We start from the raw sequence: 15,160 nt of genomic DNA on the forward strand, positions 1-15,160 counted from the left end.
CAATGACAAACCCCGTAATACGTTTCGCTCCCTTCGGGCTACATGTGCTGTTATCGATACCCGTGTTTAAACTTTCACGCCGGCACTTTCAAATGTCGCCATTTGATTGTAAAAATTCACGGCAGCTTGAAGTAATGGCAGCGCTAATGCTGCACCCGTACCTTCTCCCAGGCGCAGGCCCAAATTGAGCAACGGTTTCGCGTTTAATAAATCCAGCATTAGCTGATGGCCTGCTTCTTCGGACTCGTGGGCAAAAATCATATAGTCGCGCGCATTGGGATTAAATTGTATGGCGAGCAATGCTGCCGCTGAAACAATAAAACCATCAACCAGGATAATTTTTTTTGCCTGGGCGGTTGCCAGCATGGCGCCACAAATTTGCGCAATTTCAAAACCCCCTAATTCGGCGAGAATATTTAATGGCGATTTATCAGTGATCCGCGCAATGCCTTTTTTTATCAGCTCGATTTTTTTAGCAAGTTGATCCGGATTAATACCTGTGCCAAGCCCCACACATTTTTCTACCGGCGCACCGCTGATAACCGCGAGGATTGCCGCTGCAGAACTGGTATTGCCAATACCCATTTCACCAAACGCCAATAAATTTGAACCCGCACCAATTTCCTGCTCGGCGAGCAATTGCCCAAACAATAATGCCTGGCGCACATGCGCGTGTGTCATCGCCGGTTCATGGGCAAGGTTGCGTGTGCCGGCGGCAATGCGCTGGTTAATTAATGTCGCCGGCGGAAAAGAAATTTCATTTTTTATGCCCGCATCAATCACTTTAAGGGGCAGGTGATTGGTGCGGCAAAAGCAATTAATCGCCGCGCCGCCTGCGAGGAAATTCAACACCATTTGTTGGGTAACACTGCTCGGGGCAATACTTACGCCTTCGTCGGCAATACCGTGGTCAGCGGCAAATACCAGCATCAGCGGTCGTTCAATACTTAAGCGCGAGCGCTCCTGGATCAGTGCGATTTGCAATGCCACTGCTTCGAGTTGCCCGAGGGCGCCCATAGGTTTGGTTTTTTGATCGATATGTTGCTGAATACTCGGAATTAGTTGGATGTTTACGGGGTTGATTTGCCACTCAATAGTCATAATCCGGTTCCTTTTTGTCAGGCTGGGAAAGTTAGCACATCCACCGCCCCGAAATCGTAAATGTGTAGGGTTTTAGCGAGTTTTTACGCGATAACAAAAAACTCGGCGTATAATCCCGCGCGTTTTCCTGTCCTTACTGCGCCTGAATCCGGAGCCTGCCATGTTTGAAGTTCTGCCCCTGCTGCCTAACGACCCGATCCTGGGTTTGAGTATCGCTTATGCTAATGACAACAATGCCGACAAGGTGGATTTGGGCGTAGGTGTATACAAAAACGATTCGGGACAAACCCCGATTATGAAAGCGGTAGCCGAGGCGGAAAAACTGCGTATTGCACGTGATATCACCAAGGCCTACACCCCGCCCGCAGGTGTTCCCGGTGCTAATGAGGCAGCAACTCGCCTGGTATTTGGTGCGGATCATCCTGCTGTCGCAGCCGGCCGTGTCCGCACTGTACAAGCGCCCGGCGGCTGCGGTGCTTTGCGGGTGGCGGCGGAATTAATCCAGCGTGCCAAACCCGGTGCTAATTTATGGGTAAGCACCCCGACCTGGGCTAACCATGTTCCGTTATTGGGTTCTGCCGGGTTGAAATTGCGCGAATATCCTTATTACGACTACGCCAATCACACCATCGATTTCGCCGCTCTGCTCGCAACATTCAACGAGATCCCGCGTGGTGATTTGGTGCTGTTGCATGCCTGCTGCCATAACCCGAGTGGTGCCGATTTGAGCCGCCCACAGTGGGATCAGGTTGCTGATGTGCTGGTTGAGCGCGGCATCATTCCTTTTGTGGATATGGCCTATCAGGGTTTTGGTGAAGGCTTGGAAGAGGATGCATACGGTTTGCGGATGCTGGCCAATCGCGTGCCGGAGATGATTGTTGCCAATTCGTTTTCTAAAAACTTTGGTTTGTATCGCGAACGCGCAGCAAGTTTGAGCCTGGTTTTTGCCAACCCCCAACAAGCTGATGCCGGTTTCAGCCAATTGTTGAACGTAGCGCGCGCTATTTACTCAATGCCACCCGCACATGGTTCAACGATTGTTGACATCATCCTGCACAGCGATGAACTCACCCGATTATGGCAAACCGAGCTTACCCAAATGCGCGAACGCATCGCCGGCTTGCGTGTGCAATTGGTGGAATCCCTGAATGGTTTACAACAAGCGCGCGATTTCAGTTTTATCGCCAAAGAACGCGGCATGTTTTCATTCCTGGGTTTAACTGTTGACCAGGTGCGTAAGCTTAAAAGTGATTACAGCATCTACATGACTGATACCAGCCGCATCAGCGTGGCGGGTCTGACAAAAGAAAAAATGGCGTATGTTGCCAAGGCGATAGTGGCGGTGCTGTAATTTTTAGAGGCCGCTTATAGTTTTTCCTGCAATCCTTATGCGCTCCTAACGGCGAGGCTGCTAAGCTCTCGCCTATGAATGCGTTCTTCTCTCCTCAATATTTGCAGCGATACGCAACCGGCCTGGCCATTTGGGCGCTGGGTTGGTGCGTATTATTGTTGTTAGATACCCGCTTTGATCTGGCTAGTTTGAGCCTGATATTAGTGCTGACTTCTGCCATTGCATCATTGTGGTTGCCGGTGAGTATTACATTGGTAACCAGCGTAATTGCGCTAATGGCTTTTAACTGGGCCCTTGTGCCGCCGCGCGGTACCTTTGTAATTGACCTGCACCAACATGCTTTTTTATTGGTGGCGATGTTGGTTGTAAATGTCATTGTGGCGGGGTTGATGGTTTCCCTGCGTGAGCAAACCCGCCGTGCGCAGGCTCATGCCGAAGCCGCAGATGTGTTGCGCACCTGGGGCGATAAATTGCGCGATACCAAAGAGCCGGCAGAATTATTGGGCGAGTTACAGCAACAACTTGCTCGCCTCGCTAATTCTCCTGTTCAAATATTGAGTGATATGAACAACGATATTGCGCAATTGACCACTGAGCAGCGCGAAGCGCTGATTTATTGCCGGGACAATAACCAAGCCATAGGGCCGGGCACCGGGCGCTACCAGGAGTTGGCAAATCTCTATTTGCCTTTACGTGGTAAAGGTCAGGCAGGGGGGGCGGTAATGTTGGATGCTGCATTGATTGGACAACCTGAATTGCTTGCCCAAGCCCAGGCATTGTGCGATCAAATGGGTTGGGCGCTGGAGCGGCAGCAAATTCTTAAACGCGAACAGGCGGCGCGTGATCAGGCCCAATCGCAAAGTTTGCGCAACACTTTTCTCGCTGCAATTTCCCATGACTATCGCACTCCACTCGCCACTATCATGGGGGCAGCCTCTTCGTTGCTGGAACAGGATGATCGTTTGACACAAACGCAACGCCAACAATTGGCACAACGCATTGTTGATGAAACAGATCGCTTGCGCCGCCAAACAAATAATATGTTGCAGCTTGCACGGCTTGACGGGATCAAAGCGGTTGGTGCGGCGATCAAGGCAGATTGGGAGTCCGCAGAGGAAATTATTGGCAACGTGCTTCGTCGAATTCCATTGGTACATCAGGCGCAAATTGAAGCAACTATTCAACCTGATTTGCCATTGATCTGGGGCGATTCTTTACTGCTAGCCCAATTGTTGGAAAATTTAATCGACAACGCCATTAAATATGGCCCGGTGAATGGTGAAATAAAATTGACTGCGCGCATGCATCAACAATGGTTAGTGTTGGCAGTGGAAGACAATGGCGCTGGTATTGCTGCACATGATTTTGAACAATTGCTGGAAAATTTCCAGCGTGGTGACCATCGCCAATCGGGTGCCGGTGTCGGGCTTGCATTGTGCCGTGCCATTGCTCGCGCCCACAGCGGAGAATTTATACATATCACCGATGCTATCGGTTCCCGCTTTGAGTGCCGTTTGCCGTTGCACACGCAGCCGTCTATTGCCGGAGCCCGTACATGAGTTTGCGGTTATTGTTGGTTGAGGATGACCGCGAGTTGCGCAGCACATTGCGTTCGGCATTGATGGTGGATGGTTGTGACGTTATTACGGCGGCGAGCCTTTCTGAAGCCAATGCGATTTACAGTCAAACGCAACTTGATAGTGAAACCAAAACCCAATCCTTCGATTTAATTTTACTGGATCTGGGGTTACCCGACGGCGATGGCAGCGAGCTGCTTCATCGTTTGCGCCGCCGCCAGAATACACCGGTGATTATTATTTCCGCGCGTGAAGCAGAAGGGCAAAAAATTGAATTACTGGATGCGGGCGCCGATGATTATTTGGTAAAACCTTTTAGTCTCGGCGAATTGCTTGCGCGTATTCGGGTGGCTATGCGGCATCGCGGTGCGAACCTTCGTCCCGCGATAACGCGTTATGAATATGCGGATTTATGCATTGATCTGGCGAATCATAGTGTGAATAAAAAGGGTGAAACTATTCATCTCACACCAACAGAATTTAATTTGCTGGCACGCCTGGTGCGCAGCGCCGGGCAAGTGGTTAGCCATCGTCAATTACTGGTGGATGTATGGGGGCAGGAATACCTGGATCACACCCATTATTTGCGTTTATACATGGGACAATTGCGCGCGAAGCTGGAACAAAATCCGGCGCGCCCCGAATTCCTGTTGACCGAGCCGGGAATTGGTTACCGTTTGCTGGATAATAATCCGGAATAGCGAACTATACTTATGCGATCCTGATATCGGGTTCTACATACTGCGTGTGTGTATTACATAGGTAGTTGTTATGACAATCTCTTCCGCATCGGCCCAGCCTGATTCCGACATCCCGGTTTCCCCTGCAAAACAAAGCCTTGCCGCACTCACTCTCGCTGCTATCGGTGTAGTCTACGGCGATATTGGTACCAGCCCGCTTTATACCGTTAAGGAAATTTTTGCGCCAGCGACGGGTGTCCCGCTGGATTCTCACCATATTGTTGGCGCGATATCTACGATCTTTTGGGCATTAATGCTCGTCGTCACATTGAAATATGTGATCCTTATTTTACGCGCGGATAACCGCGGCGAAGGTGGTTCGCTCGCACTGACAGCACTCGCTGCACAAACTGCGAACAAAAATTCGCAATTGCGCCGCTGGATTTTATTGATCGGGTTATTTGGTGCAACCCTGTTTTATGGCGACAGTATTATTACCCCGGCGATTTCAGTATTGGGTGCAATGGAAGGTTTGGAAGTGGCAACGCCAGCACTAAAACCCCTGGTTGTACCGATCACGCTGGCAATTCTGATTAGTTTGTTTTTGGTGCAACGTTTTGGTACCGGCGCAATGGGAAAAATATTCGGGCCAATTGTGACGCTCTGGTTTTTAATGCTCGCCGTATCGGGTGTTGCCCATATTATTGTGCAACCGGCAATTCTTGCAGCGTTGAATCCGTTGGAGGCCTGGCAATTTTTGAACGGGCGCGGTTGGTATGTATTTGCGGCAATCGGTGCAATCGTATTGGCGCTCACCGGTGCTGAAGCATTGTATGCGGATATGGGGCATTTTGGTCGCAAACCGATTCAGCTCGCATGGACCTGGCTGGTATTTCCATCACTTGCATTAAATTATATGGGGCAGGGTGCTTTGTTACTGGCCGATCCTGCTGCTATCGCAAATCCATTTTATAAATTATTCCCACAAACATTAATTTGGCCGGCGTTGATTATTGCTTCGCTTGCGGCAATTATTGCATCGCAAGCGGTTATCTCCGGTGCTTATTCAATGACTCGCCAGGCGATTCAATTGGGATTTTTACCGCGCATGACGGTGCATCACACATCAGCGCGTGAAGCAGGCCAGATTTATATGCCGGCAGTGAACTGGATGTTATTAGCTGGCGTAATTGCTGTGGTGCTGTTCTTTGGTAGCTCATCCGGTCTCGCCGGTGCTTATGGTATTGCCGTGACTGTTACCATGGCGACGACCACCTGCCTCACATTTTTTGTGGTGCGTGGTCGTTGGAAATTACCCTTGCCAATTGCCATCGTTGCGACAGTATTTTTTCTCGCCGTAGATATTTTTCTGATTGCTGGTTGCGCACTTAAATTTCTCGATGGCGGTTGGTTCTCGCTGTTGGTAGCTGCGCTGTTATTTTTAATTATGAGTACCTGGCAACGTGGTCGCGCGATTGTGATGCACACTATCCATCGCGATGGTGTGGAATTGGAACCGTTTCTGCAAACCTTGCGTCCCGCTGAAATCCAGCGCGCCGCGCGTACAGCAATTTATATGGTGGCAGATGCAACCACAGTGCCCCAGGCATTGCTTCACAATTTAAAACACAACCAGGTATTGCATGAGCGCAATCTGGTGCTAACAGTACATTTTAAAGATGACCCCTGGGTTGGTGACGATGCACGTGTACATATCGAAGAGTTGGGAAACACGTTCTGGCGAGTCACGCTGAATTTCGGATTTATGGATGTGCCCGATGTACCGCGCGCGCTTAAATTATGTGAACAATATGGATTGGTTATCCCGCAATTTCAGACCAGTTATTTTTTAAGTCGCGAATCGATTGTCTCAACACCCGGCAGCGGGATGGCGCCGTGGCGTGAGCGTTTATTTTCGACGATGAGCCGCAACGCAGGCGGAGTTGTGGAGTTTTTCCGCCTACCGGATAACGCCGTGATTGAATTGGGAACGCGGATACAGATTTAATTTCAACTCATGCAAAAAAAGGTGGAGCTGCATTGCAGCTCCGCCTTTTTTCCAACCAAAATTATTTTAATTGGAATTCTATTTTCTTGAAGCTGATATCGGTTTCTTTGAATGTCTCCGGTACGTTCGCGCTCCATGGATTGATATTTCCACGCAATACTGCCCCGGTTCTTGTTTCACCCACAAAAAGCCCGCGTTTGATGACAACATTACTTAAATCCGCAAGGGTTTTCGCTGTGCGAACATAATTAACTTCGGAATAGAATGTCAGGTTCTTCATTGGAATCGTTACGCGTACCCATTTGTCCTTCAGCGTACTTTGATCCAATTCAACAATGATAGCCGCATTTAAATTTCCACCATCATGTAACGTAATTCCTAAATTCACTTTGCCGGAGTCCAATCCATCTACAGTAGCTGCGTTCACATAGCTCGCATAAGTGGTTTTTAATGAATCAACACTTGGAATAGTGGTTTTGGCGCTGTTAATTTTTAAATCCAGCACAAGGTTTTCAATGTCGCCAAACTTGTAGCCATAAGAAATAATACTGCGTTCGAAACCGTTGGAATGCTGGCGATCCCAATCGGCTACTTTTTTCACTAACACAACATTAATTGTGTCCACTCCATTACAGCTGTCATTTACCGCTGCGCTAGTGCTGAAATTATAGGTATTTGGGGTGTTTTTCAGGTTTACCCATTCAGTAGTGCTGCCATTAGTGGCATGGTTCCAGCCACTGAAATTCAAACTGGAAACACTTTGGTTTTGCACTCCACTATCGTAATCGGCAAAGAACGCAAAGGTTTTATCCGCAGCAGTGATATTCACTCCACAATTTGCTATTTCTGCGACAGAGTAGTTTGTGTAGGTGGTAGCTGCGAGCGTGTTCTCGCTGCCAGCTGCAGCGCTTGACGCAACGCTGCTTGACGCTTCTGATGAGCTGGCCGGGGTTGACGAACTCGAACTTGCAGGGGTAAATGAACTGGCAATACTTGAACTTGATGGTGCAATTGAACTGCTTGATGAGGAACTCGAGACTGGCGGCTGCTCAGGCTTTTTTCCGCCGCCACCGCTTCCGCCGCAGGCAGTCAATCCGGCAACCATTAATGAAAGGGCACAGGTTTTAATCAGGGATTGCATAGTAATTCCAAAGCTCCGTTGTTGTTATCGTAGGCTGGGTTTTTGTGGTCTTGATGGCATGGCGGAGTGCGTCGTGTAAGCGCAATCTTTCCTATCCCGCTGTTATTGTTAGGTGGGATAAGGCCAGCGCGGCGACTATATAGAGACTTTTAATGCTGGTAAATGGTATTTGGTAGCGCTAACAAAAAATATATCAATGCGGTTTTTGTTGTCAGCTTTTTAGGACGGATATCCGTAGGTTGATGATGTATAACACGTAAATGATTGGTCAATCATTTACGTGTCAGGAAAAGGGCTATTCCTGCTGGCGTAATTTACGCGGGTTGGGGTTGTCAGCGAGGCTCATTTGGTCGATTTTCAAGCGATCAGGACCTTCGGCATTTTCTGCAATTTTCTCTATCTCCGGGTGGTCCAGGCGCACTACCGCTTTCTGCAGGATCAAGCTGTTGGGGTAGCTGATCAGGTTTCCATCGGCGCGGCGCAGGATGACGTGGAACAAGGTAATTTCCACAATCACGCCACGCATATCATCGTCTTTATCAAGAATTTTGATGAGGTCGTTTACCTTATAGGGAAAACTGAAAAAGATGATCATGCTCGCGGTAACGTTACTCAGGATCGACCACTGCGCAAACAGGGCGATACCCACGACCGCAAAAATTGAAGAAAGGAATACCGAGATTTCGCTATAGCCCAAGCCCAGGATCAGGCAAATCACCACAATGCAGCAGAACACCATGCCGATGTTCATCAAGCGTGTCATGTACAGAACCCGCAGGTCCCCAAAGGCGCGGCGCACACTGACATCGTGGATAATTTTATCGAGTAATTTGGAACTTGCATAAAACACGATTATGCAGGAGACAACGATCAGTAATTTGGAGAACACACTGTGGCTGGTAATTTGTTCGAGTGTGGTCAAAAACGTTTCCACAATAACACCTATCCTGAAATCTGAAGTGAAAATTACAAATCCATTACTAGGGACCTGTAAGTGTAATATGGGTTCCGGTTTACTTGGCCGGTACATGAGTGGCTGGCATTATAGTAAAAACTATCAACACTGAACGAGCGCAAAATGATGTCAAATTTAACAAAACCGCTCTTATGCATCGCCCATCGTGGTGGGCCGCAAATGGGGCCGGCGCCGCTGCCGGAAAATAGCCTGGCGGCTATTGCCCGTGCATTATCATTAGGGGTTTACGCTGTTGAAATCGATGTGTTTCAAATTGAAGGCGAATTATTGGTCACTCATGATCGCCGTTTGGGGCGTGTTGTTTCGGGGCAAGGTATTATTACTGAGCAACCACTATCTTATTTGCGCGAGCAGCGGCTTGAGAACGGTGAACCAGTTCCAACCTTGCAGCAAGTGTTGGAACTGGTAGGCGATAAAGCCTTATTGAATATTGAAATCAAAGGCCAGAATTCTGTGCTGGCATTAAAAAAAATATTGCAGGATTATATTGATAGCCATCAGGGCAGCTACGAACAATACACGATTTCCAGTTTTGACCATCAGCAACTCTACCAGTGTTTGCAACATATCCCGCAGGTAAAACGCGGTGTGCTTATTGAAGGTATTCCCCTGGATTACGCCGCCTGCTGCGAGTTGCTTAAGGCCTATTCATTTAATACCCATTTAAGTTTTATTACACCGGAATTAATTCAGGATGCACAAAAGCGCGGCTTAAAAAATTGGGTCTACACCGTAAACCACGAAGATGATTGGCGTTATATGCAATCGCTGGGGGTGGATGCGGTATTTACGGATAAGCCGGATAAGCTGCTGGAATTTAATCAACACTAAGTAATCGGAGGGTATTTTTTCGGTAAGGCTCTGTGACTTTTTACCGCGCCGAAAGGATTTGGCGCTGCGCATAATGGCAATCAGCGCGATGGTTATTGCGTTTATTTTTTTGCCCTGCTCAAGGAGGATTTATTATGCCGCATTACTTTATGTTACCTGTTTTTTTATCTCCAGCTTTTATATTTCAATCTCGCCACAAATTACTGTGCACCAGTTTTTGTTTATTGCTTGGCAGCATGGTTGCAAATAATTGTATTGCCGTGCCGGAAGAACACAGTATCAATCGTTCGATTGCCGCTCAGGGAGCTTTAACCAATATTCTCTGGTCATCGTTTAATTCGGCGAGCAAAGTACAATGCGGTACGGCTTGCCGTTATTGGCAGCGTTCTGCGGGTCGCTTGACACCGCCTGCAAGCTGGACGCGTTTGCCAGCGGCCTGGCCTAATTCCAGCGCCACCAGTTTTCCTGCACCGGCAACGTTATCGTTAACGCAATTAGCGCCCACTGATGAAATGACCTGGGATGATACGTTAATTATTTACGATACCAATTATCTGCAAAAATCTGCTGTGACTTATACCAATGCCGACAAGTCTGTGCGCGCCTCGGTGCAAAAATCCGGCAATATTTCTACGGCACTTGCTTATCATGTTCGCGTGCAAAACCAATCGGCAGCGACGCGCGATTATTTTGTGCGCTTTAAAGCGCCTGTGCATAAAAATGGATTGCAAGCGGGATATTACACGGGTGGCCCATCGGGGAATCAGCCCATGCCGGAAAATGGTAATGACGGTGTTGCACGTTCCAGCGCCGAATTATTGGTTGATGGTTTACCGGTATGGCAAACCGCTCGTTCATTGCATCGCAAGGATTTGGTTTCCAATGCTTACGGAACATCGTACAACTGGGGTGAAGATGCGAGTGATGATTCCTACACGATTTATCTTGGACGTTATACATCCGGTGATAATTTTATCCTGGATTATATCCTGCAAGCTGATGCCATTGCGGATGCACCAAACTGTGGACAGGATTTCAACGGTTATTTAAATCCTTCATATACCCGCCATTGCCAGGTGCTGACTGCGGGGCGTGAAATTCCCAATACATCCTCTGGCGGTGTAGCATTCGAAATTATTTCAACAACAATCCTGCCTGTAAATTTTTATTTGGATATCGGCGGAACCCTTAGCACCAGGGAAGGAGGTAATTAACATGAAACGGATTTTATTTGCAGGTTTGTTAATGTGTAACAATGTTACTGTTTTTGCTGCCTTGCCACCTGATGATTATTTTCCTGTGGACCAATATTCACTATCTATTATTACGCCGTTGGATAATCTCGCATACAAAACGGCGGTGCACTATTCCATTGCCAATAATCACACCAGCACAAAAAACCGCGAGCGTGGTGCGCGTGGCCAGGGTGCCAGTGTTTTAGCAAAATACGATGTTTTGATTGATAACCTGGCTTTTGATCCCAATCAATCCACACCGGCAGCGGATATCAATCAACTTAAAGCAATTGATTTTACCAAAGCAGAAAATACTGCGCAGGGCTGGGCGCGAATGAGCGCTGCGGCAATTCCTGCGTTAACTATTGCACTGAATGGCGAAACACGTGGCCACGCTTCGGCATCATGGCGTACTACTTATACGGTGGCCGGTTCAGGTAAGCGCAGTGTCAGCTTAAAATTCCGAATTCCTGAAACGGTTATGGATGGTCGCTTTGAGCAGAGCGCAAAAGGAGCCTATCAGGGGCGCGCCAGGGTGCAGCTGTTAGTTAATGGTTATCCGGTATGGTCAAGTGAAACTTTGCGTGTTGCGCCACCAACACCAAATTCGGCCAGTGAATATATGTTTGAAACATTTGGTACAACATGGGCGTTTGATAAAAACACTGAAAAAGCCAATGCCAAATGGGTTACTGCTTCCATGGGAAGTTATGATGCAGGTCAATCACTCGATGTGGCCCTCGTCTATTTTGTGGAAGCCAGTGTTGGCAGGGAGTGTGAATTTGTCGCGAATATGTATGCATGCATGGGAATGACGGTCAGTTTCAAGCGCGACAATACTGCAACGTTGCCAAGTTTTAGTTCATCGCCAATATTGCAGGTTGTTGCTCCATAACGAGTGGGATAATTTTCAAAAAACGCTGGCAGTGATTCACTGCCAGCGTTGTATATTGAAGCCTGGGTTTACTATATTGTTCTGATATTAAGTATTTATAAAGCTATGGATTCTTTAGAGAATCAATTGATATTCAATAGGTTATTGGGTTTTATTGCTTTCTGACAGTTTATTGCCATCATCATCTTCGGTGTTTTCTTTGCCGCTTCGCGGTGCTTTTTTTTCAATGTAAATCTCCGGTTTTTTAACCGGTTCAAGATCAATTAATTTATTGGTAATACCTTCAAATATTGTTCCCCATAATTCGGTGTTATGTTTTTTATTGCGAAGGTATTGAATGTATTTAAACCCGAGCCAGAAGAATACAAATAGACCGGTTACTAATCCTAACAATAAATATTCACGAAAGCTCATTGCTCATCTTCCTTTTCGGCTACGGAGTTGATGCTGAACGACATTGGTATCTATATTGGGCAGGTTGTTATTAATTCAATGTCTGCTGGAAAGCAGTGGCAGGAAATTTGGCCCAGGCTTCGCGTTGTTGGGCACACTACCGATAGTGCCCATTGAGTGTTCTTGTTTAGATCAAAAAAAATAGTGCCGGGTGAATCCAAATCCGTAACATCATCCTCTAATTGGAACAATTGTTTGGATTTGGGTGAAAGTAGAATGAATAACCACAAGGTCGTAGCGCTAATATTCCTGTTAGTGGCCAGTTTGCAAACACCGGTGTACGCACATTGCTTGTCCGGTGTTTATAGTGATGGAAAAAATAATACGATTGTTTTAACTAATAGAAACAGTACTTCTGCAATGGAGCTGCGGTATTTAATGCTTGATGGCCGCTTTGGTGCCACCAGTGATGATGCGCTTCCATTTTCTTGCAACCCTGGTTTTCTCACCTTGAATAATCCTGCTTCAACGATCTTGGCTCCCGTTAAACTGCGTCGCACACTGACATATTTTAACTCTGTCGATGCAAAATTAGCGGGTGAATTAATTGAACCTGTTTCATATAAAACCTTTCCTCTGGTTGTGATGGTGCATGGTTCGGAAAAAGATGCAGCAATCGGTAATTCACGGGCCTTGTTGTTGGCAAGCCAGGGTATCGCTGTGTTTGTATATGACAAACGTGGCACTGGCCAGTCAGAAGGAGTGTACACGCAGAATTTTGAATTACTGGCAGAAGACGCCGCTGCTGCAATGCGGCATGCACGGAAAATGGCTACAACAAAAATTTCGCATGCGGGTTTCTGGGGGGCAAGCCAGGGTGGTTGGGTGGCACCGTTAGCGGCGCAACATCTATCCGTTGATTTTGTGGTAGTTGGTTATGGATTGGTTGCCTCTCCTATAGAAGAAGACCTTGATCAAATGCTTGTGGAGGCGCGGCAGAAAAATTTTGATAAAGCGCAAATTGAAAAAATATATTCATTATCAACCCTGACAACCAGAATCCTTTTATCGAATTTCACTCGCGGTTTCAGTGAGTTGGAAAAATTCAGAAAAAAATCCGTTGGTCAACCTGCTTTTAACACAATTAATGGGGAATACAGTGGTGCCATGCTCCGTATGAGTGATGCGGAATTGCGCCGTATGGGAAAGGCCGTTTTCGATAACCTTGAACTCATCTGGGATTATGATTCTGCAACGGTGCTGAAACAATTGCAGGTGCCCATGTTATGGATTCTCGCTGATCAGGATCGCGAAGCACCCAGCCAACGAACATTGAGAGCGTTAACGCAATATAAAAAGAACAACCCGTTGCTGGATATTTATATTTTTCCTCATACGGATCACGGGATGTACGAATATAAGGAATTACCTGATGGAACACGTATAAATACTCGTGTCACTGACGGATATTTCAGGTTAATTGTTGATTGGATTCGCCAGGAGGAAACTCCGTTTTTTGGTAACGCTATTGCCATGTAACCAGTGAAGGAAGAGAGGCTTGTGTGCGTAAATTAATATTGATTGTATTTGTCATGCTGTTTAATGGTTGTGTATATAGCGGCATTAATAAACCTGAAGCAGATTATATTATTGAAAATGTTAGCGTTATTCCTATGAATAAGCCTGGTATTTTAATGGATATGGCTGTTGTTATTGATAAGGGAAAAATTCGACAGATCATTAAACAACGTGAGGCCTATAAGGTTAACGCAAAAGCGAGAATTAACGGGGAAGGACGTTATCTTATGCCTGGACTTGCCGACATGCATGTTCACGTTCGCTGGGCCCCCCAAAAAATGTTTAATTTATTCATCGCTAATGGTGTGACTACGGTAGCGAACATGCGTTTGCAGGATGGTGACTTTGATCATTTTGCATTGCGCGACCAGGTTAATAGTGGTGCGATTGTCGGTCCACGCTATTTACTTAGCGGTACGCATTTGGAAAAAGGTTTTCCGGCCAGCGTTGCGGCTGTTGATACGATATTGGACGAGCATCTAAAACATGGAATTGATTTTGTTAAGGTGCACGGTGATTTGGATGCAGATATTTATAACGCCATTATTGCTGGCGCCCGAAAAAGAGAGCTTAAGGTGATTGGCCATGCCCAACACAAAATGCCGTTACAAAATAGCCTGGTATTAAATTCTCTTGAGCACATGGAAGAGTTTTTATATGTAGCGCGTGATGAGAAGGATGTTAACGCTTTATCAACCAATTTTTTATCAGCGTACCGGGCTAATGTAGAGCATTTATTTGATGCGAATTATCGTAAAACAATAGTTGCAGATGTAGCAGCGTCAGGAATTTATATTGATCCCACATTAATTGTTTATAAAATGGTGGGCGTTTGGCAATCGGATGAATACCTTGCCAAACTGCGGAGCAATCCCGATTTGCGATATTTGCCGGTAGATGTGCGTGAGTTTTGGCTTGATACTGCAACGAATCCCTATCAGGAAAAGGATTTTCCCATTACTAAAGCAGAAGTGGATAAAAATTTGCGCGTGCTGTTTATGTTAATGAAAGAATTTCATGATCAGGGCGTTCCATTGCTTTCAGGTACTGATACATTTGGTACGCTAGTGCCAGGTATTTCCCTGCATGAGGAACTTGCATTATTGGTTGATGCCGGATTATCACCTTTTGAAGCACTGCAATGCAGTACAGTGACTGTGGCGGCTTATCTGGGGAAACAGGAAAGTGCAGGGATTATTCAGGCCGGTGCGCGAGCAGATTTTATTTTGCTGGATCGCAATCCATTAACTGACATCCGCAATAGCCGTAGTGTAAGTGGCGTATTTACACATGGGCGTTGGTTTTCACGACCTGAACTTATTGCGCTCCAACAAAGCGCATTGCATGAGTAACCATGTGATTGATGTTGGTTGAAAATATTAACTGCGTTAACA

13 protein-coding genes are annotated in these 15,160 nt (G+C 46.7%); 9 read left to right on the forward strand and 4 right to left on the reverse strand.

Annotated elements, in window-relative coordinates; all coding sequences use genetic code 11:
• Window positions 1–66: 66 nt before the first annotated feature.
• Window positions 67–1,101 (reverse strand): nicotinate-nucleotide--dimethylbenzimidazole phosphoribosyltransferase, encoded by a 1,035-nt coding sequence (cobT, locus tag A596_RS00200; RefSeq protein WP_052417069.1) that lies wholly within the window; start codon window positions 1,099–1,101, stop codon window positions 67–69.
• A gap of 160 nt (window positions 1,102–1,261) precedes the next feature.
• Here cobT and A596_RS00205 point away from each other — a divergent pair, with 160 nt between their 5' ends.
• From A596_RS00205 to A596_RS00220, 4 genes are all read left to right on the forward strand, one after another.
• Window positions 1,262–2,452, forward strand: coding sequence for an amino acid aminotransferase (locus tag A596_RS00205; protein ID WP_039911829.1), 1,191 nt, complete (start codon window positions 1,262–1,264; stop codon window positions 2,450–2,452).
• A 74-nt stretch (window positions 2,453–2,526) separates the two neighbouring features.
• Window positions 2,527–4,011 (forward strand): sensor histidine kinase, encoded by a 1,485-nt coding sequence (locus A596_RS00210; protein ID WP_052417070.1) that lies wholly within the window; start codon window positions 2,527–2,529, stop codon window positions 4,009–4,011.
• Window positions 4,008–4,730 (forward strand): response regulator, encoded by a 723-nt coding sequence (locus tag A596_RS00215; protein WP_039911832.1) that lies wholly within the window; start codon window positions 4,008–4,010, stop codon window positions 4,728–4,730. The genes A596_RS00210 and A596_RS00215 overlap by 4 nt, the downstream gene beginning before the upstream one ends.
• A gap of 70 nt (window positions 4,731–4,800) precedes the next feature.
• Window positions 4,801–6,717, forward strand: coding sequence for a potassium transporter Kup (locus A596_RS00220; protein ID WP_052417071.1), 1,917 nt, complete (start codon window positions 4,801–4,803; stop codon window positions 6,715–6,717).
• A gap of 61 nt (window positions 6,718–6,778) precedes the next feature.
• Here A596_RS00220 and A596_RS00225 read toward each other — a convergent pair whose 3' ends face one another.
• Both A596_RS00225 and A596_RS00230 read right to left on the reverse strand, forming a co-directional pair.
• Window positions 6,779–7,858 carry a hypothetical protein gene (locus A596_RS00225; protein WP_039911833.1) on the reverse strand — a complete coding sequence of 360 codons (1,080 nt, stop codon included), beginning with the start codon at window positions 7,856–7,858 and terminating at the stop codon, window positions 6,779–6,781.
• A 295-nt stretch (window positions 7,859–8,153) separates the two neighbouring features.
• Entirely contained in the window at window positions 8,154–8,792 is a 639-nt protein-coding gene (locus A596_RS00230; protein WP_235425575.1) for a mechanosensitive ion channel domain-containing protein, read from the reverse strand.
• A gap of 144 nt (window positions 8,793–8,936) precedes the next feature.
• Here A596_RS00230 and A596_RS00235 point away from each other — a divergent pair, with 144 nt between their 5' ends.
• The 3 genes from A596_RS00235 (at window position 8,937) to A596_RS00245 (ending at window position 11,795) form a co-directional block, all read left to right on the forward strand.
• A complete protein-coding gene (locus A596_RS00235) occupies window positions 8,937–9,665 on the forward strand; it encodes a glycerophosphodiester phosphodiesterase (protein WP_235425576.1) in 729 nt (242 codons plus the stop codon).
• Window positions 9,666–9,799: 134 nt separating this feature from the next.
• Entirely contained in the window at window positions 9,800–10,879 is a 1,080-nt protein-coding gene (locus A596_RS00240) for a hypothetical protein (RefSeq protein ID WP_039911835.1), read from the forward strand.
• A 1-nt stretch (window position 10,880) separates the two neighbouring features.
• A complete protein-coding gene (locus tag A596_RS00245) occupies window positions 10,881–11,795 on the forward strand; it encodes a hypothetical protein (RefSeq protein WP_039911836.1) in 915 nt (304 codons plus the stop codon).
• Between the two features lie 141 nt (window positions 11,796–11,936).
• On the opposite strand, the gene A596_RS00250 is transcribed toward A596_RS00245, so the two are convergent.
• On the reverse strand, window positions 11,937–12,209 hold the full coding sequence (locus A596_RS00250) for a hypothetical protein (protein ID WP_039911837.1): 273 nt from the start codon (window positions 12,207–12,209) through the stop codon (window positions 11,937–11,939).
• A 255-nt stretch (window positions 12,210–12,464) separates the two neighbouring features.
• Between A596_RS00250 and A596_RS00255 the strand changes: the two genes are divergently transcribed.
• Both A596_RS00255 and A596_RS00260 read left to right on the forward strand, forming a co-directional pair.
• Complete coding sequence (locus A596_RS00255; RefSeq protein WP_052417072.1) at window positions 12,465–13,727, forward strand: alpha/beta hydrolase family protein; 1,263 nt, start codon at window positions 12,465–12,467, stop codon at window positions 13,725–13,727.
• A gap of 23 nt (window positions 13,728–13,750) precedes the next feature.
• On the forward strand, window positions 13,751–15,118 hold the full coding sequence (locus A596_RS00260; RefSeq protein WP_235425577.1) for an amidohydrolase family protein: 1,368 nt from the start codon (window positions 13,751–13,753) through the stop codon (window positions 15,116–15,118).
• The last annotated feature ends 42 nt before the right edge of the window (window positions 15,119–15,160 follow it).

The organism is Cellvibrio mixtus subsp. mixtus J3-8 (genome assembly GCF_000766945.1).
In the GTDB taxonomy this organism is placed as follows: domain Bacteria; phylum Pseudomonadota; class Gammaproteobacteria; order Pseudomonadales; family Cellvibrionaceae; genus Cellvibrio; species Cellvibrio mixtus_A.